Source organism: Oceanospirillum linum, assembly GCF_001995095.2.
Classification (GTDB): Bacteria; Pseudomonadota; Gammaproteobacteria; order Pseudomonadales; family Halomonadaceae; genus Oceanospirillum; species Oceanospirillum linum.
Genome location: NZ_MTSD02000004.1, coordinates 86,383 through 105,874, shown reverse-complemented (window position 1 = coordinate 105,874; position 19,492 = coordinate 86,383). Strand labels below are relative to the sequence as shown.

Annotated in this window: 17 protein-coding genes and 2 pseudogenes; 2 read left to right on the top strand and 17 right to left on the bottom strand. The window is 46.5% G+C overall.

From position 1 onward, the window contains the following. Positions 1 to 240: 240 nt before the first annotated feature. The 3 genes from BTA35_RS17910 to BTA35_RS10985 form a co-directional block, all read right to left on the bottom strand. Positions 241 to 411, bottom strand: coding sequence for a hypothetical protein (locus BTA35_RS17910; RefSeq protein ID WP_160055168.1), 171 nt, complete (start codon positions 409 to 411; stop codon positions 241 to 243). 32 nt (positions 412 to 443) lie between these two features. Further along, positions 444 to 1,799 carry a multicopper oxidase family protein gene (locus BTA35_RS10990; protein WP_078319868.1) on the bottom strand — a complete coding sequence of 452 codons (1,356 nt, stop codon included), beginning with the start codon at positions 1,797 to 1,799 and terminating at the stop codon, positions 444 to 446. A 300-nt stretch (positions 1,800 to 2,099) separates the two neighbouring features. Next, entirely contained in the window at positions 2,100 to 2,741 is a 642-nt protein-coding gene (locus tag BTA35_RS10985; protein ID WP_078320003.1) for a DUF6198 family protein, read from the bottom strand. Between the two features lie 455 nt (positions 2,742 to 3,196). Here BTA35_RS10985 and hisC point away from each other — a divergent pair, with 455 nt between their 5' ends. Next, positions 3,197 to 4,258 (top strand): histidinol-phosphate transaminase, encoded by a 1,062-nt coding sequence (gene hisC, locus BTA35_RS10980; RefSeq protein WP_078319867.1) that lies wholly within the window; start codon positions 3,197 to 3,199, stop codon positions 4,256 to 4,258. A 124-nt stretch (positions 4,259 to 4,382) separates the two neighbouring features. On the opposite strand, the gene BTA35_RS10975 is transcribed toward hisC, so the two are convergent. Beyond that, entirely contained in the window at positions 4,383 to 4,826 is a 444-nt protein-coding gene (locus BTA35_RS10975; RefSeq protein WP_078319866.1) for a c-type cytochrome, read from the bottom strand. A 48-nt stretch (positions 4,827 to 4,874) separates the two neighbouring features. Further along, positions 4,875 to 6,074: an HD-GYP domain-containing protein gene (locus tag BTA35_RS10970; RefSeq protein WP_078319865.1), complete on the bottom strand. Its 1,200-nt coding sequence runs from the start codon at positions 6,072 to 6,074 to the stop codon at positions 4,875 to 4,877. Positions 6,075 to 6,328: 254 nt separating this feature from the next. Here BTA35_RS10970 and BTA35_RS10965 point away from each other — a divergent pair, with 254 nt between their 5' ends. Beyond that, positions 6,329 to 6,778, top strand: a complete 450-nt coding sequence (locus BTA35_RS10965) for a cyclic nucleotide-binding domain-containing protein (protein ID WP_078319864.1) — start codon at positions 6,329 to 6,331, stop codon at positions 6,776 to 6,778. A gap of 29 nt (positions 6,779 to 6,807) precedes the next feature. On the opposite strand, the gene BTA35_RS10960 is transcribed toward BTA35_RS10965, so the two are convergent. The 12 genes and pseudogenes from BTA35_RS10960 to BTA35_RS10910 all read right to left on the bottom strand — a co-directional run bounded on the left by BTA35_RS10960 (position 6,808) and on the right by BTA35_RS10910 (position 19,491). Beyond that, a complete protein-coding gene (locus tag BTA35_RS10960; protein WP_160055171.1) occupies positions 6,808 to 7,587 on the bottom strand; it encodes a TIM barrel protein in 780 nt (259 codons plus the stop codon). A 44-nt stretch (positions 7,588 to 7,631) separates the two neighbouring features. After that, complete coding sequence (locus tag BTA35_RS10955) at positions 7,632 to 9,347, bottom strand: ATP-binding SpoIIE family protein phosphatase (RefSeq protein ID WP_078319862.1); 1,716 nt, start codon at positions 9,345 to 9,347, stop codon at positions 7,632 to 7,634. 14 nt (positions 9,348 to 9,361) lie between these two features. Next, positions 9,362 to 9,664 carry an STAS domain-containing protein gene (locus BTA35_RS10950; RefSeq protein ID WP_078319861.1) on the bottom strand — a complete coding sequence of 101 codons (303 nt, stop codon included), beginning with the start codon at positions 9,662 to 9,664 and terminating at the stop codon, positions 9,362 to 9,364. A 43-nt stretch (positions 9,665 to 9,707) separates the two neighbouring features. Then, positions 9,708 to 10,748, bottom strand: coding sequence for a protein-glutamate methylesterase/protein-glutamine glutaminase (locus tag BTA35_RS10945; protein WP_078319860.1), 1,041 nt, complete (start codon positions 10,746 to 10,748; stop codon positions 9,708 to 9,710). 25 nt (positions 10,749 to 10,773) lie between these two features. Continuing rightward, positions 10,774 to 11,382, bottom strand: a complete 609-nt coding sequence (gene cheD / locus BTA35_RS10940; protein WP_078320002.1) for a chemoreceptor glutamine deamidase CheD — start codon at positions 11,380 to 11,382, stop codon at positions 10,774 to 10,776. A gap of 20 nt (positions 11,383 to 11,402) precedes the next feature. Further along, positions 11,403 to 12,236 (bottom strand): CheR family methyltransferase, encoded by an 834-nt coding sequence (locus BTA35_RS10935; RefSeq protein ID WP_078319859.1) that lies wholly within the window; start codon positions 12,234 to 12,236, stop codon positions 11,403 to 11,405. A 231-nt stretch (positions 12,237 to 12,467) separates the two neighbouring features. Next, a pseudogene (locus BTA35_RS18940) lies at positions 12,468 to 13,181 on the bottom strand (methyl-accepting chemotaxis protein); the annotation flags it as partial. Between the two features lie 63 nt (positions 13,182 to 13,244). Then, positions 13,245 to 14,828: pseudogene (locus tag BTA35_RS18935) on the bottom strand (PAS domain-containing protein); the annotation flags it as partial. A 264-nt stretch (positions 14,829 to 15,092) separates the two neighbouring features. After that, complete coding sequence (locus BTA35_RS10925; protein ID WP_078319857.1) at positions 15,093 to 15,605, bottom strand: chemotaxis protein CheW; 513 nt, start codon at positions 15,603 to 15,605, stop codon at positions 15,093 to 15,095. A 10-nt stretch (positions 15,606 to 15,615) separates the two neighbouring features. Beyond that, entirely contained in the window at positions 15,616 to 17,988 is a 2,373-nt protein-coding gene (locus BTA35_RS10920) for a chemotaxis protein CheA (RefSeq protein WP_078319856.1), read from the bottom strand. A 33-nt stretch (positions 17,989 to 18,021) separates the two neighbouring features. After that, positions 18,022 to 18,387 (bottom strand): response regulator, encoded by a 366-nt coding sequence (locus tag BTA35_RS10915; RefSeq protein ID WP_078319855.1) that lies wholly within the window; start codon positions 18,385 to 18,387, stop codon positions 18,022 to 18,024. Positions 18,388 to 18,414: 27 nt separating this feature from the next. Continuing rightward, positions 18,415 to 19,491, bottom strand: a complete 1,077-nt coding sequence (locus tag BTA35_RS10910; protein ID WP_078319854.1) for a methyl-accepting chemotaxis protein — start codon at positions 19,489 to 19,491, stop codon at positions 18,415 to 18,417. Position 19,492 lies beyond the last annotated feature (1 nt).

Sequence of the window (19,492 nt, the reverse complement as noted above, 5' to 3'; positions counted from 1 at the left end):
TAAAATAGAAGAAAATATAAGTATTCTGTATTGACTCAGAACAGAACGAAGAGCAGGTGCGATGGGCTGAGAGACTGGGACAGGCATCCTATACATTCCAATATTCGATTATAGCGATGCCCGGGAGAACTTGAGGGCACTAATGGTAAACGCAAAGCAGGAGTTACCCGCTACATGCCATACCGGAGCTGATAGCAATCGTACCTGGCGATGCTAACATCAGTAGTATTTACAGTGGAACTATAGCTGATTTCTTCCCAAACCATAACCGATTACCATGGCCACCGTTCCTCCAATGGCCAGATAACCATTGTTGACACCGATAATCTCAGCCCAATTAACCACAGCCGTCGAAACCAACAAAAGGCCTCCGCCATTCATAAAAATACGCCCAAGGGCAACACGATCCATTATCGATTTACCTGCGAATAAAGAATAAAAGGTTAACTCACCCTAACATAGCCCATCAGACCTGTTTTCATATGCTCAATAACATGGCAATGATACATCCAGCTCCCGGGGTTATCGGCAACAAATGCCGCCTTAGCCCGACCATTTTTACCGAGTAATACCGTATCCGTATAAAAAGGTGTCACAGCCTTACCATCCATTTCGAAAACCAGGAAAGTATGACCATGAAGATGAATAGGGTGATGATATTGGGTATTATTTTTCAGATCAAAAATATAGCTTTTGCCTAGTTTCAGATCTGCCACCGGCTCAGGAATATTACCCGGCCCCATACCCTGCCAGGGCCTACGATTAATCAACCAGAATGTATCGTGGGTTTTACCATCTTCATCAACAGGGCTGATTGCTCCTTCCCACTCAAAAGCAAAGGCAACTGTCTCTGCGGCCTGCAAATCAGGTACAGGAATCGGGTTCATCATCAAGCGAGGGATCGGCCTGATGTTTAATGGCGACTCAGAGGATACCGTGAAGTTTGCCAGAGGAAAACCAAACCTGCCCAGCAAATACTCCAGTACAACGCTATCGTCGCCTGAAGTGGCTGCAGGCATTATAAATGCCAGATCCAGGCGCATACCAGGGCCGATTTTATGCTGCTCAAAAACAAAAGGGGCTGATACCGGATTACCATCAATGGCGATAACCTCGGCTGATACCCCTTTCAGGCGCAGATTATACGTCATAGTATTATCGACATTGGCTAACCGCAGCCGAACCCGACTTCCTGCCCGATAACTCAGTGTCGGGTTATTGATGCCATTAGCAGTACCCCATTCCCCGGGGGTTCCCATTCGGGCCGCATAACGGGGCCGGGTGAGAGCTTTCCATTGGCCCTGTTTATCCAGATGCCAGTGTTTAAGAATCAGGACTTCATCAATATCAAAGTCTGGCTTTATCGCCTCTTCAACAATCAAGGCACCAACAAGACCCTTGCCTAGTTGCTCGACGCTATTCATATGCGGGTGATACCAGAACGTCCCCGCATCCGGCGGCGTAAACTCATAAACAAAGGTTTCACCCGGCATAACCGGTTTCTGGCTCAGAAAAGGCACGCCGTCCATTGCAATCGGAATACGAAGACCATGCCAATGAATTGTCGTCGGCTCATCCAGTTTATTGGTAAATTCTATACGAACCGGCTGCCCTTGCTTTGCCCGGATAACCGGCGCAGGAATATCACCATTAAATGCCAGAACGCTGCTCCGGAAGCCCGGAACCAACTCAGTCTCAGCAACCTCAGCTGTTAACCGGTAGTGATACGTAATACCGGAATCAACCCGAGCCAGACTCCAGCGCGGCATCGCCACTGCTGCCAACCCAAAAGTACTCATTCGCAGAAACCCCCTGCGACTTAACGAGCTAGCTGACACTTCAGCCTGGTTTTGTTGAGTGGTTGCTATAACATACTTATGGCTGTTCAATGGCGGCCCTTTTTCTCTGGAAAATACTGCTGGTTTAATACGATTTTCTGACTGATTTACCCAAATGCCTACACATTATAACGCCATCACATCCTATCAGTACTAAATTCTACAGAGCTCAAATCAGAGTCACCACATTAAATACCGCATAAAAAAAACGGCAAAATCATCTGCCGTTTTTGGAACCCCATCAAAATAGAGTCGGAAAAGTTAAGCTTTAGCAGTCCTCTGCTGCAGCGGTAATTTGACCTTGGATGCGGCCTGTTCAGGTGGAATAAAAGCAGGTTTGCGATAACGCCCCATTACAGAGCCGACAGCGATGAAGGCAGCAATAGAATACACAACGGTTAAGGTGTCAAAAAAGACAAAACCAAACATCAGAATACTCATATCTGTTGCCAATGTAGTTCGTGCTGCATTAATGGATAAACGACGCTCAAGAAATACAGCAAGAATCGTAATTCCACCCAATGAAGCCTGCGCCCGGATCAGGAAAGTAAGCCCTAAGCCAATCAGAAGACCACCCAAAACAGACGCAATCAAAGGATGGGCTAACTCAAGACTGACATGCTGCGAGATAAGATCTGAAAAAACAGATAATAAAGAGACGGCTCCAAATGTCCGCATTGTAAAACCAAGGCCCAAATAGCGAAGAGCGATCAGATAAAAAGGCAGATTAACCAGGAAGAAAACCTGGCCAAAGGTCATATCAGGTAAAAATTGAAGCGCAATTAATGTTAAACCAGCTGTACCGCCAACCAAAAGGTCAGATGCATTGATCAGCTGCACACCAAGGGCAACCAGCAAGCAGGCCTCAACAATAGCCAACCACTGAGTAGCATAAACTTTCATTAGATTCTCCAAAACAAGATGCATCACGAGCGGAATCCGCACAAAGGCAATACATGCCGGCGGACAACCCAACGCAGAAGCCATCGTCACCCTGACATTTATTGTTGTTGGAGAAATGGGTTTTGACGTGGACAAAAGAAAAACTGAGATGTTATAGGCTAAAGATTATACCTGTCAGTCCTAAAAAAAGGGACTTTCCAACACCTGTCAGGTGTAAAGTCTCAACCTGGGCATGTAACATTTTATTTACAGAGTCATCACAAGGATGCTGGATGCCCGAAAAAAGCAGCCATTACAGGTGAGAATTATCATAGGCAATGCTAGTCTTATGCGGGTCTTTATTGCGATGCGTCAGACTTGTTCAGCTTTGTTTTACAGTTTATTAAATTGACAGCCAATCACGCATTTCGCAATGTCCTGCAAAATACCCTTACAGAAAACAGAAGAGTTAACACATGAGTAAATTCTGGAGTGACGCGTTAAACTCCCTTCAACCCTATGTCCCGGGTGAGCAGCCTAAAACCAGCAATATCATCAAACTGAATACCAATGAAAACCCATATCCGCCATCGCCTAAAGTAATTGAGGCTCTTGACCATTTCCCGATGGAAAAGCTCCGCCTCTATCCGGACCCTGATGGCTCAGTCCTTAAAGAAGCTCTAAGTCATTACTTTGAACTTCCTATGGATCATGTCTTTGTCGGGAATGGTTCTGATGAAGTTCTGGCACATGCGTTTATGGCATTTTTCCGTCAGAAAAAACCTCTGTTAATGCCGGCAATGACATACAGCTTCTATGATGTTTACTGCAATCTTTACAACATTGAGGCTGAGCACATTCCACTGACAGATGATTTCTGTATCGACCTTAGCCAGTACCATCAGGATAATGGCGGCATTATCTTTGCCAATCCCAATGCCCCTACCGGCATTGCGGTAAGCCTAGGTGAGATTGAAGAGTTACTGCAAAGAAATACAAATACTCTGGTTCTTGTTGACGAGGCTTATGTGGATTTCGGCGCAGAAAGCGCCTGTTCATTGATAGGTAAATACTCCAATCTTCTGGTGGTACAAACTCTTTCAAAATCGCGTAGCCTTGCAGGCATGCGTATAGGCTTTGCCTTGGGTCATCCGGACTTAATAGCAGGCCTGGAGCGGGTCAAAAACTCCTTCAACTCTTATCCACTGGATATGTTGGCACTGGCATCTGCTACTGCGGCAATTGAAGATACAAGCTACTTTGCCCAAACCGTACAACAGATTATAAGCGACAGAAACTGGACCACGGAGCAGCTGAAATCTCTCGGTTTCGAAGTGTTGCCATCGAGTACTAATTTTGTTTTTGCCCGCCACAGAACGGCTGCCGGGGACGATCTGATGACGTACCTGCGCCATGAAAATATTCTGGTACGCCATTTTACTAAGCCGGGCATTGAAAATTACTTACGTATCAGCATAGGAACCCGTGAAGAGATGCAAACCCTGATCACAGCTCTGGAAGGGTATGCTCATATTTAGAGCGGGTTATCACTAAAGATAAGACAGCAGCCTGGCTCATTAGGCCATCAGCTGCTGTCGACAAGGGAGAAATAAGAGAGCCCAAGGTGGAGTAAGTGGAAAAAACACCCTGGAAAAACAGAGCTCAACGCTTTTTAAAGAAACGGTGACAGCTTTTACAACTCTTCGCAGCCTGATCAATATACATACGGGCATCCTCTTGATTAGCGTACTCGAGGCTCTCAGCCGTCTTTTCCGTTAATTCAACAAACTTCAGCATCTGAGCTTCAAAGCGAGGCCAGCTATCCCAAATCCGTCCCAGTGCTTTTGTATTCCCGTGATCAGACCTGACACGAAACATCTCCAGTAACGGCTGACTTAGAGCAGCCAGCTTATCCGCCTCAGCACGGGCAGAAACAGCATCGAACTCGTCCTGAATCAGAATAAAACGAAGCTGTTTAAAACTTGCTTTGATATCTTCAAACTGATCCTGTCGTGCCTGTGTGGCAACACTCGGGTCTGCATAGTCTGCAGCACTGACACTCCCCACCAGAAAAAGGCTGAGAATTAACACAAACAACCTGTTCATAACCAACTACCCCTAAAAACACTTATCACCCAGAAGAGTACAGATCGGTTAACTGACACGCATCAGCTTTAATCCCCACAAGATTGAAGGATTAATATTCCCAAGCTGCTCGGCTTTTACGTCACTTTTTATGCTATAGCGCTTATCACCGGTATCGCGCATAACCGGGTGCATGAAGCGTGTACCAAAACGATCCCGGATAGACGAAACAACCGGCTTACTGCTCTCTGCCGCTTTTCGTTTGATGACAACCCCCATCTCACCATTTGCCAGCTCAACAGTTGATCCGGGAGGATGTACACCCAATTCAGAAAGGAAAATATTTGTCAGGGATTCATCAAAGAAACTGCCACGCTGCATGAATAGCTGCTTAAGGCTTCTCTGAGGTGTCAGTGCCGGGCGATATGCCCGACCGGAAATCATCGCAGAATAAATATCTGCCAAACCAACTATTTTCGCCTCAAGGCAGATCTGATCACCCCGAAGACCTTCCGGGTAGCCACTGCCATCAATTTTTTCATGATGCTGAAGGACAATATCGAGCCAAAGCGGATTAGTAATTCCTGCTGTTTTCAGCAGATTATAACTTTCTCTGGGGTGCTCTTTAACACGGGCTTCCTGCTCAGCGGTAAGGGGGCCTTTATGCTCCTGCAGGCTATCCTGATAGGAACTCATGGCAACATTAGCCGTAATAGCAGCTCCAATCATTGCAAGCTGAACATCCTGAGGCAGCTCAAGTGCATCTGCAATAATTGAAGAGATAATCGCAACATGAAGCGGGTGCTTAATGGAATAGTTAAATTTGTTAGATAGGTGAATTGACCCAAGAAGAGCATCACCATTAAGCTTAATCAGTCCTTGAATCTGGGATGAAGACTCATACAGACGACGCTCCAGTCGCCCCTCTTTAAAGCTGCCGTCACCGATAATACCGCCAAAAGCCTGTTCCAGCTCAAGGCACATCTCCTCAAGTTCATTGAAAGGGTTTGTATCTTTAGCATAGACAGTGGGTGACGGGAGATCAGGGGTAACAGGTTCAGAGACAAGCTCTTCAGCCTCTGTCGGTAACTCATCCAAACGATAACCAGACGAAATAATTGAATTAAGCCGCGATTGGGTTGAAATGACGTGACCCGACTCCATCAGTAATCGTCCGGTAGCATCATAAACAGTCCATGGCAATGTATCCCCAATCATAAGGTCTGCTGCCGAAACTTTTATCAGATCGCCTTTATCGTTCAATGCCATAGTGTTTAACCTTTTTTAAGAAATATCCTTTGCATGTACAACGCTCCTCCTGAGACAAAAATCATTATATCTCATTATGTTAGCTTGAATCCGTGTAACAATACACCAATGAAAAGTGACACAAGGCAGAATTGTATTATCCCTAATGCTATTTATGCTCCTGCAGGGTTTGTGTCCCCTTCTAAGATAACGTTAAACTACGACCTAAAAATGATAAGGTTAAATAACTATCAAAAGATTCTAAGGTTATCAAGATGAAAGGTATACGTCTGCTTAATCGGGTTAAGATACTGAATATTCTGAATAAAATTGATTTTTTCAGCGCCTTTAACCCAGGTGAGAAAAACATGATTGTTGACACCCGAAGTCGATTTGTTGCTGCAGATGAAGGGGAAAACATTATTGTTCAGGGTGAGCGGGATTCTGCATTCTATATTCTTCTGCACGGGAAAGCCCATGTAGAGCTTGAAGAGAATCAGAAAGTACTGGCAGCACTGGAGCCAGGTGACTTTTTTGGCGAGGTTTCATTTCTGACCAACACACCCAGAACAAGCAATGTGGTTGCTGACGAGACCTGCATTTTATTCCGTTTTGATAAAAAAGTGATGAACTCCCTGCCTCCGATGACCCGGGAAAAGATCAAAGATAAAATCATAGCTAAACTGGTGAATCTTCTTTCAGCTAAGAATGAGAGTCAAAAATAGCTCTTGCAACTCCGAATCGGCTGTGTAGCTTACTCCGGCAACCTTAGCCACCCGTAATCCAGGTTGTCGTCACCTGAAACCTGATACTCTGCTGCAACGGCGCCGGCATAAGCGCTTTTATCAATTAGCTGCAATATCTCGCCAAGCGGGAGTGCACCTGTGCCTGGCGCACCCCGACCAGGCGCATCAGCAAACTGTATATGGCCTATTTCAGATGCGTAGTCACGGATATGATCAGAAACAGGCTCCCCCATCATCGCCATATGATAGATATCGTACTGCATCAACGCATTGGGATGGGCAACGGCATCATAAACAGCCTTCATCTGGTCAAAACGGCTGACCAGATACCCCGGCATATCAATATGATTGATTGCTTCAAAAGTAACCTGTATGCCTTCATGCAACATCAACTCTGCCGCATAACGGATATTTTCAATATACATTGCGATGCATGCATCATAATCATCCGTATGACTTAGGCAGCCAGCCAAAACGTTAATGCGCTTCACGCCCAACACATTGCCGTACTCAATAGCTTGGGCGCAGCCCTGCATAAAATCAGCCTGCAGTGCATGATGACAGCTGAGACCTAGCCCGCCATTTAATAAATCCCCGGCGGGAATATTAATCAGATAAATGCCGACACCTGCAGTGTCGGCCCAATATTTCAGCTGCTCTGCAGGCCATTCATAGGGAAATTGAATTTCCACCTGAGTAAAGCCTTTATCTGCCGCGCGCTGAAAGCGCTCTGGCATAGGGCTATCGGAAAAAAGCAGCGATATATTGGCAATAAGGGGATTGCTCATCATGTACTCTGATATCGAGGCAGTATTTAACAAACGCGGATAAATCAGGAAAACCTGTCCGGTGTGCCCAGGTCATAATCGACAGTAACTTTGTTACCACGATCTTCATAAACGACCACACGACAAAGCTGCTTAACGAGCTTGATGCCCCGGCCATGCATCACCGGCTGTTCGGAAGGAAGCGGCTGATTAAAATGTTCGTAATTAAAGCCATTCCCCGTATCCTCAATGGTAATCCGCAGGAAGGACTCGTCATGCAGACGCAGTTTACTGGCCGTAATGTCAATACAACCTGAGCCAAGCTCTTCAAGCCGCTGCTGCCGCTCGGCAAGGTATTTTTCAAAAGCATCAGGACCAGACTTAAGACTGGAATCCAGCTTAAGCAAGCCATGATCCAATGCATTATTGAGCAGCTCGGCCATAATCAGAAACAGCTTTTGATTGTGCTTTTCCAGACCTTTAAATTGGCCAAGAGCACCAAGAATCATAGGGGTAAGATCCAGTGCTTTAACTTCTGACACGCCAAGATGAAAACTCACCCGCCAATCGACACTATCTGCCGGTGGAACCGAAGTTAAAATTTCTGTCTGCTGCTGATCATTAAAAATATCAAACCCACTGACATCCTGCGCAGGCATATCAACCAGAGCCAATGTGACATCATCATGTGGGTGCTGGTCACCTAAGAAATCCTGCAAGGCGCAACGGATATCATCCAACCGGTTCTCAGGGTTATGCAGGCAGCCAAGTAGCCTCTCAATGCCAAAGAAATCACCATCACCACTTTCAGCCTCAATAAGGCCGTCAGAAAACAACACAATCTGATGCCCGGGTCGGTAGGGAATAATCTCACTCGTGACTTCATACTGATCAGCGGTCAGAACACCTAAAGGTAGCTGTGTGGATTCAAAGGTATCGGATACATGCCCATGTGAGTCAACGCAATAAAAAGTGGGCAAGCCGGCATTCCAGACCTCAGCATAAGACTCTCCGGGATCGATCATAACGATACCGCAAGCAACAAAACAGCCTGTTGGCATCGCCTCTTTAATACGGCGATTCAACTCCTTTGCAATGGTCTTAAGCTCAAAACCTTTATAAACCATGGAATAGAACGTGCCTGAGATAGGCAGCGTATTAATTGCAGCCGCAAGGCCATGACCAACAGCATCACCAAGTAACAGGTAAAGACGATTGCTTGGCGAGCGTGCGGCACACAGTACATCACCGCTAAACTGCTCAGCCGGAGTAATCATGGAGCTGATAAGAGGATCTTCAAGCCCCTTACTCTCTGCCATATGCTCCATAATATGTCGGGATATGCGGCGCTCAGCCTCATCTTTTTCAACATATTCCTGCAGTGCAGTATTTTGACTATGAAGCGTATTCTGCATATCCACAATACGCTTAATCGATTCAATTTTAGTATTCAGGATCACCTGGTTAATCGGTTTAAACAGATAATCAGCCCCGCCAGACTGGTGACCTTTAATATAATATTCTTCTGTGGCGGCAGCGGAAATAAATATGATGGGTACCCAGCGTGGCGCTGACATATCCTGAAGTTTTTGAGCTGTTTCGAAGCCATCCATACCCGGCATCATGACATCCATCAGAACAAGATCAGGCTGTTGTTCCGAAAAAACCTCAAGTGCGTCCTCACCATTTTCAGCCGTTACAACCTCATGACCGGACCGTTTCAGCATCGCCTGAAGCAATACTAAGTTTGCCCGGGTGTCATCTACCGCAAGAATACGCATAGTCAGAATACCACTCAGGAGATTTCAAATAACTTATCGAAATTGGCAATAGCAAGAACATCCTTTGCCAACTGAGAACAGTTCTGCAGGGTGATTCTGGTACTTTGCATATCGGCTTTCTCTTTGAACTGCAGCAGCATCCCAAGTGCAGAGCTATCCAGATAGTCGACCTGGCTCATCTCAAGCGCAATAAGCTCTGCTTTAGCGTCAAGAAGTTGCTGGTACGTCTCACGAAAGACTTTGTGCGAGTTAAAATCAAAGCGACCACTAAGACGCATGGTACTTTGAGAATCATTAGTTGTTGTTTGGATATTCATGGTGGCTCCCAAAACGGTTGTCAGTTCAAAATATGTCAGTCAGTTATTTATTCATGGTTCGGGCAAGCTGTACAGGTATTAATTCCAAAGGGTAAACAAATTCGACAGCACCGAGCCTTTCTGCTGCTTTCGGCATGCCATAGACCACACAACTTGCTTCATCCTGCCCAAAAGTTCTGGCACCGGCATCCCGCAAACGCTTAAGCCCCTGCGCTCCATCGGCTCCCATACCTGTCAGTATCACAGCGGCTACATTGCGACCATAACGAACCAGGGAATCAAACAGGACATCCACAGAAGGCTTGTGACGGTTAACCGCTGGCCCCGAGTCAAGCTTAACAATAAAATGTTCACCTTCCTCTTCAACTTTAAGGTGGCGGTCACCAGGGGCGATAAAAACATGACCGGGGGCAAGTATATCCCCATCCTCAGCTTCCTTAACATTGAGACGGGTTAGGCTGTTCATGCGTTCAGCAAATGTATGAGTAAAGCCTGGGGGCATATGCTGAGTTATAACAATAGCAGGCGAATGAACAGGCAATGGCATTAAGAGATTTTTAATCGCCTCTGTACCACCTGTTGATGCCCCAATAGCTATAATTTTACTCAGTGCGTTCGGAGAGAAAAGAATCGGCTTATCAGTGGTCAGCTGATTATTTTTGTTCTTACGGATATTATTCAGATGCGGGCCAGCCTGGGCCGCAATACGTATCTTGTCACAGATTATGTCGCTGTACTGTTTCAACTCACCGGATACTCCAACCTTGGGCTTAGGGATAAAATCTAAGGCACCCAGTTCCAACGCACGAATCGTTGTATCTGAGCCCACTGTCGTCATTGTTGAGATCATAACAACAGGGGTCGGCCGCAGGCGCATTAGCTTTTCAAGGAAATCCAGCCCATCCATTCTGGGCATTTCTACATCCAGGGTAATAACGTCAGGGTTTACCTGCCGGATCACTTCTCTGGCTTCATAGGGGTCTCGAGCCAGACCAGTAACCGTCATATCATCCTGCTCACTGATGATCTCTTTCAGAAGATTACGGATCAGTGCTGAATCATCGACAATAACAACCTCAATCACAACGCATATCCTTTAATCACCATTGTTAATCGAAGAGTTCAATATCATTCGATACAGGTGTCTGACCAAGAGACTGACTGTACTGGCTCTCAATCTCGAGCACTTCCCTATCAGCACCGCCACTACGAAGACGTTTCATAAGGACTCGGCCTGTTTCAGGGAAGAACACGACTTTACGTGGGCAAGTGTCGAGCAGATCTTTAGCGGTAATCGGTATGGATTCAAAGCTCAGGTAATCAATAACGAACTGTGCATTACGTTTCCCGACATTACTGTTTGTCATGGATGCAACGACATTACCCCCACCAAATATTTTCGCTTCCAGGTTTTCTCGTTTAGCTCCTCGTTTAAGAATCTCATTAATCAGCATCTCCATTGCATAGCTGCCATAACGGGCGGAAGCACTAAGAGGATTAAAAACATCTGAGTTACCCGGCAGCATAAAATGATTCATCCCCCCAATATTTAATTTGGTATCCCGAATGCAAGCCGATATGCAGGAGCCCAGTACCGTACTGATCGCCATATCAGTGGAAGCGACGTAAAACTCACCAGGTAATATCTTCGCTACCTGACAGTTAAACTTCCTGTCGAAGTAGATCTTCGGCTGCGAAGCTTCATGCAAAATATCCATGGCCTTACCTACCATTTAGCTTATTTTGTAGCCTTAACATAGACAGTGTGCTTTCGTAACCTGAACAGGTCAGATGCGTGGGGGAAGCTCTCTGAGTGTCCCGCAAATAGCAGACCATCCTCCTTCAGATATGGAACAAATTTTTTCAGTACTTTATATTGCGTCGGCTTATCAAAGTAGATCATGACATTACGGCAAAAAATAATGTCGAACGGATCATCAAACGGCCAGTTATTATTAAGTAAGTTCAGATTGAGGAAAAAAACAAGATCCTGTAATTCAGATTTTACTTTAACCAAGCCTGAATTATTACCCTTACCACGAAAAAAGAATGCTTTAAGCCGTTGATCAGAAAGACTTTCAACCCTTTCAAAAGCGTAGACGCCTTGTCGCGCTTTTTCGAGTACTTTAGTATCCAGGTCGGATGCCAGAATCTCTACGGGAGGGTTATAACAACCAAAGTATTCAATAGCAGCCATTGCAATTGAGTATGGCTCTTCACCGGTCGAAGCGGCACAACACCAGATCCGGAATTTTTTCTTATCCGGGTGCTCTGAGAAATACGCCTTCAGGGCATCAAAATGGTGCGCCTCCCTGAAAAAAGAGGCCAGGTTCGTCGTCAGCGAATTCACAAACTCCTGCTGCTCATCACTGGCCGGATCGGCCAACAGATCAAGATACTGCTGAAAGCTGTTTAAGCCGTTAACTCTCAGGCGCCGGGATAGCCGACTATAAACCATATCCTTTTTTGTCTCGGCCAGATTAATGCCAGCCCGATCGTATATAAGCGCCTTAATCGTCGCAAAGTTACTGTCTGTAAAGTGAAATTCGCGGTCAGAACGGGATGTTTGCATCTTCCAATCCTAAAAAATAGGCTGCCATCCGGCAGCCTATGATTCTTACGGCAAGCGCCTCTATCAGAACTCTTCCCAATCGCCATCGGCGTCAGACTTTGAGGACTGTGACATTAGCCCATCAGAACTTTTAACCCGAGGAGCCACCACCGCAGGAGTCTTCAGTTCGGTACTGAAGGGAGCATCTGATGAGGGCTGGGTCATTATGCTCTGGTTGCCAGCATCAGCATCAAGTTTAAACAAACTAACCGAACCAACCAGGGAGCGTGCCTGCTCTTCGGTAGACTCAGCCGCTGCGGCAGCTTCTTCAACCAGAGCTGCGTTCTGTTGCGTAACATCATCAATCTGTGTGATTGCGGTATTAACCTGTTCAATGCCAGACCTCTGTTCAGCAGATGCAGCTGAGATCTCCGTCATAATGCTTGTTACCTGGCCGATCGCATCCACGATATCTTTCATGGTTGCCCCGGCATCATCAACTAACTGAGACCCCTCTTCTACCGTATCAACTGAAGTCACGATAAGTTCTTTAATCTCTTTTGCGGCCCCGGCACTGCGTTTCGCCAGATTACGGACTTCTGTCGCCACAACCGCAAAACCACGCCCCTGCTCACCGGCTCGGGCAGCTTCCACCGCAGCATTAAGCGCAAGAATATTTGTCTGAAAGGCAATACTGTCAATAACGCTGATGATCTCTTCAACCTGTCTGGAGTTATCACTGATGGTTCGCATCGTAGTAACAACCTGATTGACAACATCACCGCCTTTCTGAGCGATTCGGCTGGCCCCCTGTGCCAGATTATTCGCCTGGGAAGCATTCTCAGCATTTTGCTGAACGGTTGAGGTCAGCTCTTCCATTGATGCCGCCGTTTCTTCGAGGCTCGATGCCTGCTCTTCCGTCCGCTGAGACAGATCATTATTGCCCGCAGAGATCTCACTGGCAGCAGTATTAATGGCATCAGATGCTTCTTTAATCTGGGTGACGATGCCCGCTAATTGATCCACCGTGGCATTGGCATCATCTTTTAGCTGACCAAACATGCCATCGAAGTCTTTCTCGATACGTTCTGTCAGGTCACCTCTGGACATGGCACTCAGAACCCGCGCAATCTCAGAAAGACCGTCAGACGTTGTCTCCATAAGGTTGTTCATTCCATCCGCAAGCTCAAGGAAGAAGCCTTCCTTACCCTGGGTATTGATACGGCGATTAAAGTCGCCGCGGGATGCACCCTCTACAATATCAGCAATTTCTGCCTGTGCCAGAGTCTCATTCGTCGTATCAGACCATTCAACAACCGTTCCTAAGCGCTCGCCTTCTTCGTTGAAAATCGGGTTGGCAATAAATGCCAGGTGACGACCTGCAATAGAGATCTTGGCATAGTGCGTATCTTGCAATGCAGCCAACATATGCCGCTGATGCGCAGGGTCTTTATGGAAAACGTCAATATTCTTACCTAACAGATTATCAACCGAGAACTCAGGTAGCTCCTGCTGAATCAGCGCCTCAGATCCACGGAACATGTCACGTAGCGCATCATTGATATAGATAATGTTCAGATCGGTATCCGCCATCATCACGTTACTGGACACATTATCCAGTGCATTACGAATACGACTATTGATATCAGCCAACTCACGCTGCTTGCGATTGCTCTCCTCTGTCTCAGCTTCACGGCGCAGAATATCGGTCATATCACGCCACTCAACAACAAAGCCCTGCCGCTGATCCGGTTTCCCAATGGGAGTCACCTGGAGATTGAAGGTACTATCACCTATATTCAGCATCGCACTGTGCGTATCAGTAAGGCCACCTAACATACGGCGCTGCATATCAGGATTTTTATGGAACAGATCAATATTCTGACCCAGCAAATTGCGTGCATCAAAGTGAGGCAGATCCTTCTGGATTTCAGCCTCATTCCGGGCAAGCATTTCAAGAATCGACTCATTCATATAAACAATATTAAGATCAGCGTCAGATATCATGACATTTGTATTCACCACATCCAAACCGCGGCGAATACGCTGATTCTCACTCATCAACTCAGCTTGCTGCTCCTGTAGTGCCTGCTCTTTTTGCTCCTGCGCAAGAGAGTCGGTCAGATCCTGCCACTCAACAATATAGCCATTGCGCTCGCCATTATTGGAGATCGGATGAACCAGCAGGCTGAAGGTCGTATCTCCAACATGGATGCGCGCCTTGTGGGCTCCTCCCAATCCACCCAGAAGCTTACGTTGATATCCAGGGTTACGATGAAAAATATCAATGTTTTTGCCGACTAAAGTCCCGGCATCGAAGTGAGGTAATGACTTCTGCAGGTCTGACTCACGATCACGCAGCATCCGCTGGATCGAGGCGTTCACATAAATAATATTCAGATCAGCATCCGCGATCATGACATTGGTATTGACGACATCAAGGCCACGCTTGATACGAGCTATCTGCTCAAACTGGCGCAACTCTTTCTGACGCTTCGACTCAACCTCAGCCTGGGTTTCTAAGAGCGCACGGACAGCAGCACCAATCTCATTATCGACGATAGGCCCCGGATGAGCGGGTTTACCGTCAGAAAAATGCCGACTAATAGCCATCAACTGATGCAGTGGTTGCTCCAGCTGAGTTAATACAGAGCGAGCACCAGCAAAGAGAACCAGCAAAGCCCCTCCGTGGAGGCAAAGCGCCCAATAGAGTGCATTTTTTCCTTCGCCCAGAAAGGCTACCAACCCTCCTGCTACGATCAGAGCGCCCGCGGCAAAAGCAACACTAAGTAGCTTTGACCGGATTGATGTTTTTGTACTCATTGCCCGCTCTCCAACTGAACCTGCATCTTATATCTAACTAGCGTTAAGTAATCTTTATTCGGCAATAGCTTTGGTTTTATCAACCAAAGCCATCTCCTCACTGGACATTAATTTCTCAATATCTGTGATGATCAGCATCTGCTCATCAACGGTGGCGAGGCCCAGGATATATTCCGAATCAAAGTTAGCAGAGAAGTCCGGTGGATTCTTAATATCATCACCAGCAAGACTCACAACATCAGACACACCATCGACCACCATACCAACAACCCTGTCAGTCAGGTTTAAAACAATAACAATAGTGAATTCATCATAGTGGGCTTTACCCAAATTAAACTTAATGCGCAGATCAATAATAGGAACAATGACACCCCGAAGATTAATAACACCTTTTATAAAAGAAGGAGCGTTCGCAATTTTTGTTACCGCACCATAACCACGAATTTCCTGAACTTTCAGAATATCAACCGCGTAATACTCTTCACCAAGGGAAAAGGTCAAATATTCCTGTCCAAGCAAACGTCCGTACTCACTATGATCCTGATTTTCGGCTATCTGTTCTGCCATGCTCAACCCCTTAGACCAGCACACTGCCAGGCATTGCCCTGGTACGTGTTTTATGCATGCTGATTAACTCTTCGACATCGAGAATCAGGGCGACACGCCCTGTTCCCAAAATTGTTGCCCCAGATACGCCCTCAACCTTGCGGTAGTTCGCTTCCAGGCTCTTAATAACCACCTGGGACTGACCAACAAGATCATCAACAAACAAGCCAACCTGCCCACCGTTTGACTCTAAGATGACCATAATTCCCTGCTCATACTCGTCAAATGCAGCAGGCATATTCAACAGATCACTCAGCCGTATAATCGGCAGGTATTCATCCCGGATACAGATCACTGCACCTTCACCTGATATGGTTTTGATATCACTGGGGTCAGGCTGCATTGATCCGATAATACTGGTCAAAGGCACAATATAGATTTCATCACCTAAGGCAACCTGAAGACCATCGAGAATAGCTAGTGTCAAAGGCAAACGAATACTGATTCGGCTGCCGATACCCTCCATTGACTCAATTTCGAGTCGCCCCCCCAAAGAGGTAATATTCCTTTTAACCACATCCATTCCAACACCACGCCCTGATACATCAGTGACTTCTGACGCGGTTGAAAACCCGGGAGCAAAAATTAGCGACCATACATCGGAATCAGGCATACTCTCTGATGTTGCAATACCTTTCTCCTGAGCTTTAGAAAGAATACGCTCGCGGTTTAAACCTGCACCGTCATCCTGAACCTCAACAACAATATTCCCCCCCTGATGGGAGGCACGAAGTAAAATAGTGCCAGTCTGGTCTTTGCCTGCAGCAGCACGCTCTTCCGGCGACTCAATACCATGATCCAGACTATTTCTGATCAGATGGGTTAATGGGTCGGCAAGTTTTTCGATCATGCTACGATCAAGCTCGGTATGCTCGCCCACCATTTCCAGCTTAACCTTCTTATTAAGCTTACCAGCCAAATCACGAACAACACGGGGAAAGCGACTGAAAACGATACTGATCGGCATCATACGGATCGACATAACAGAATCCTGAAGATCCCGGGTATTTCTTTCCAGCTGAGCAAGGCCATTGGCCATCTTCTCATGCAGGATAGGATCAACCTCAGATGCCATCTGAGCCAACATAGCCTGAGTAATCACCAATTCACCAACCTGGTTGATCAGCTGGTCGACCTTCTCAACACTGACCCGAACCGAAGATTCCGCGCCATTGTTCTTAACCGATGCAACTTTTGACGACTTAATCTTGGCCTGAGGCTCAGGCGTAGCAGAAACCTTTGTGGGCAAAAGCTGAGGCGAAGGCTCTGTGTCTTTGCCTGTAGCAACACTATTAAGGGGCTCAAAGAAACCATAACCATCAAACTCTGCGTCCTGGTTCTCATGGGGCTCTGGGTCATCTTTGTTATCAGCGGCGATCTCCGGAGCCTGAGGCTCAACCAAAGCGGAAGCTTCAGCCGAGACGGAAGGCGCGGTGAGCGGTTCATCTTCGAAGAAACCATAACCCGGATCGTCTTCCTCAAAAAAGCCATACCCCGGGTCACCCTCAGTATCTGCCCCACTCACAGGCCCTGTACGGGTTTCATCAGGAATAGCATCAAGATCATCAAAAAAGCCATAACCCAACTCATCTTCGCTGCTATCCTCCTCCCCAACAGGCCCAAAGAAGCCAAAGCTGCCATCATCTGAAGATATTTCTTCTTCAATAGATAAAGAGTCTTCGGCAACCATAAAGGTAATCAGGTCTTTAAGATCCTCTTTTTTCGCATCGGTCTGCAGTGAAAACAGCCAATCACCCGAGTGTTCAGAGGGAGCATCAATAACCGTCAACTCACCCAGTTCTTTAAGGGAATCAAAAAGCAGATCCAACTCCTGATCAGGCGCGGGAAAGCGAACAATGAAAGACTGGGTTAATAACGACTCGCTGGGCTGAGCAGGAAGGTGATCAGCGAAAGTATTCGGATCAGGTGCTACAGGCTGCACCTCGCCACCTTTAGCGATAGCAAGTTGCTGATTTAACTCTTTGATAACGGACTGGGCCGGTTCCTGATCAGGTTCCTCACCCTTCTGGTGAGATTGAAGCATACCCGCCAGAACATCACCCGCCTGAAGGGTGACATCGACCATCTCGTCCGTTAATTCAGTCTCACCTTTGCGCACCAGATCCAGTAACGTTTCAAGTTCATGCGTTACTGCCGTCATATCATTAAAGCCAAACGTGCCGCTATTACCTTTAATAGAGTGGGCGGCACGGAATACAGCATTCAGATCATCCATATCCGGCGACTGAACATCCATATTCAACATCAGGCTCTCCATTGTAGCGAGATGCTCAGCAGTTTCTTCAAAAAACAACTGATTGAACTGGCTCAAATCAAACGACATTATACATTATCCGTTTCTGTTGCTTTGGATTGCTCAACCCAGCACTTTTTTGACAACTTCCAGTAATTTAGCCGGATCGAAAGGTTTTACCAGCCAGCCTGTAGCTCGGGCTGCACGGCCTTTTGCCTTCATGTCATCACCAGACTCAGTTGTCAGCATCAATATCGGAGTCCGACTGTACTGCGGCAGTGCTCTGAGCGATTTAATAAGGGTCAGGCCATCCATCTTGGGCATATTCTGATCCGTCAGCACCAGATCAAACTGACCTGACTTGGCTTTGTTCAGTCCATCTTGTCCATCAATCGCTTCCACCACGTCATACCCGGCACCCTTGAGCGTGAAAGCCACCATCTGACGAATTGAGGCTGCATCGTCCACCGTCAGAATTTTCTTGGCCATAAGTTTCTCCAACACCTGATTATTTTATTAAAAGAGTTCAATATCACCCGAGTCCATACTGCCATGGGAAACAGGGTTATGTTTCATACTATCAATCTTAGAGCGAGTTGCCTGAAGTTTCTCGCGAATATGTCGTAAAACTTCTTCCGATGAGTAAGCACTATTTTTCTGTGTCAGATGCGACAGATCATTCATTAATTCATGGATCGCATCCAGCCTCGTATCGGTATGGTCGAGAAGCTGACTGGTCATATCCTGAAACTGAAGACCTGTCGTTGCCAGGTTAATATTCGCTTCTACCTCAACAGCCAACTCGCTTTGTAATGCCAGAGCCTCCGACGATTCATGATTGATTTGTTCAAGCTGGCTCAAAACCTGCTCAATACGCCGTTTTGACTCACTGGCAAACCCCATATCCACAGAAGAGATTTTCTGGATAGAGGTGTCCGCATTAGAAAAAGAGCTGTGCAGATCCGTCATCAGACCTCGAATCTGATCACTGAAATGGGTTGTTTTTTTAGACAGCGAACGTACTTCATCTGCCACCACTGCAAACCCTCGCCCTGCATCTCCAGCCCGGGCAGCTTCAATAGCGGCATTGAGTGCTAAAAGATTAGTCTGATCAGCAATATCGTCAATCTCATCAAGAAGTTTAACAATCCCGCCAATATTGCTGGCCATATCATCCATAATTTCAACAAGGCCCATGGCAAATTTGCTTGCCTGAACAGCATTATCCATAAACACTTCAAAGGTCTCTGTTGTGTCATGAATAAACCCGGAAAAAATAGAATCCACGTTTTCTCCGGCAGCCATATGCTGCGTAATTCGATGGGTCAGCGCTTGCTGTTCCTGGGTTTTCTGATGGACCTGTGTAAAATTATCAATAAGCTGACCAATAGCGGTGTCCAACAGATTTTTTACCTGCTGTATCTCCTCCCTGGACTCTTTAAATTCAGAAGACAGGCCTGAGGAAAGAGCATTAAAGGTGTCCGCCGTCTGATCTGAGAGATCAGAGGGCAGATCATAGTCTTCAGCTTTATGGTAACGGTTCATCAGCCATATAAGACAAAAGCCAGAAGCAAGCGCGATTAAAAAAGCCACA

Excerpts from the sequence above, each read along its gene's own strand:
- BTA35_RS10935 (WP_078319859.1), bottom strand. The coding sequence starts at position 12,236 with ATGCAAACATCCCGTTCTGACCGCGAATTTCACTTTACAGACAGTAAC.
- BTA35_RS10955 (WP_078319862.1), bottom strand. The coding sequence starts at position 9,347 with ATGCGTATTCTTGCGGTAGATGACACCCGGGCAAACTTAGTATTGCTT.
- BTA35_RS10915 (WP_078319855.1), bottom strand. The coding sequence starts at position 18,387 with ATGGCCAAGAAAATTCTGACGGTGGACGATGCAGCCTCAATTCGTCAG.
- BTA35_RS17910 (WP_160055168.1), bottom strand. The coding sequence starts at position 411 with ATGGATCGTGTTGCCCTTGGGCGTATTTTTATGAATGGCGGAGGCCTT.
- BTA35_RS10925 (WP_078319857.1), bottom strand. The coding sequence starts at position 15,605 with ATGGCAGAACAGATAGCCGAAAATCAGGATCATAGTGAGTACGGACGT.
- BTA35_RS10950 (WP_078319861.1), bottom strand. The coding sequence starts at position 9,664 with ATGAATATCCAAACAACAACTAATGATTCTCAAAGTACCATGCGTCTT.
- BTA35_RS10975 (WP_078319866.1), bottom strand. The coding sequence starts at position 4,826 with ATGAACAGGTTGTTTGTGTTAATTCTCAGCCTTTTTCTGGTGGGGAGT.
- BTA35_RS10960 (WP_160055171.1), bottom strand. The coding sequence starts at position 7,587 with ATGAGCAATCCCCTTATTGCCAATATATCGCTGCTTTTTTCCGATAGC.
- hisC (WP_078319867.1), top strand. The coding sequence starts at position 3,197 with ATGAGTAAATTCTGGAGTGACGCGTTAAACTCCCTTCAACCCTATGTC.
- BTA35_RS10970 (WP_078319865.1), bottom strand. The coding sequence starts at position 6,074 with ATGGCATTGAACGATAAAGGCGATCTGATAAAAGTTTCGGCAGCAGAC.
- BTA35_RS10920 (WP_078319856.1), bottom strand. The coding sequence starts at position 17,988 with ATGTCGTTTGATTTGAGCCAGTTCAATCAGTTGTTTTTTGAAGAAACT.
- BTA35_RS10985 (WP_078320003.1), bottom strand. The coding sequence starts at position 2,741 with ATGAAAGTTTATGCTACTCAGTGGTTGGCTATTGTTGAGGCCTGCTTG.
- BTA35_RS10990 (WP_078319868.1), bottom strand. The coding sequence starts at position 1,799 with ATGAGTACTTTTGGGTTGGCAGCAGTGGCGATGCCGCGCTGGAGTCTG.
- cheD (WP_078320002.1), bottom strand. The coding sequence starts at position 11,382 with ATGGATATTTTGCATGAAGCTTCGCAGCCGAAGATCTACTTCGACAGG.
- BTA35_RS10965 (WP_078319864.1), top strand. The coding sequence starts at position 6,329 with ATGAAAGGTATACGTCTGCTTAATCGGGTTAAGATACTGAATATTCTG.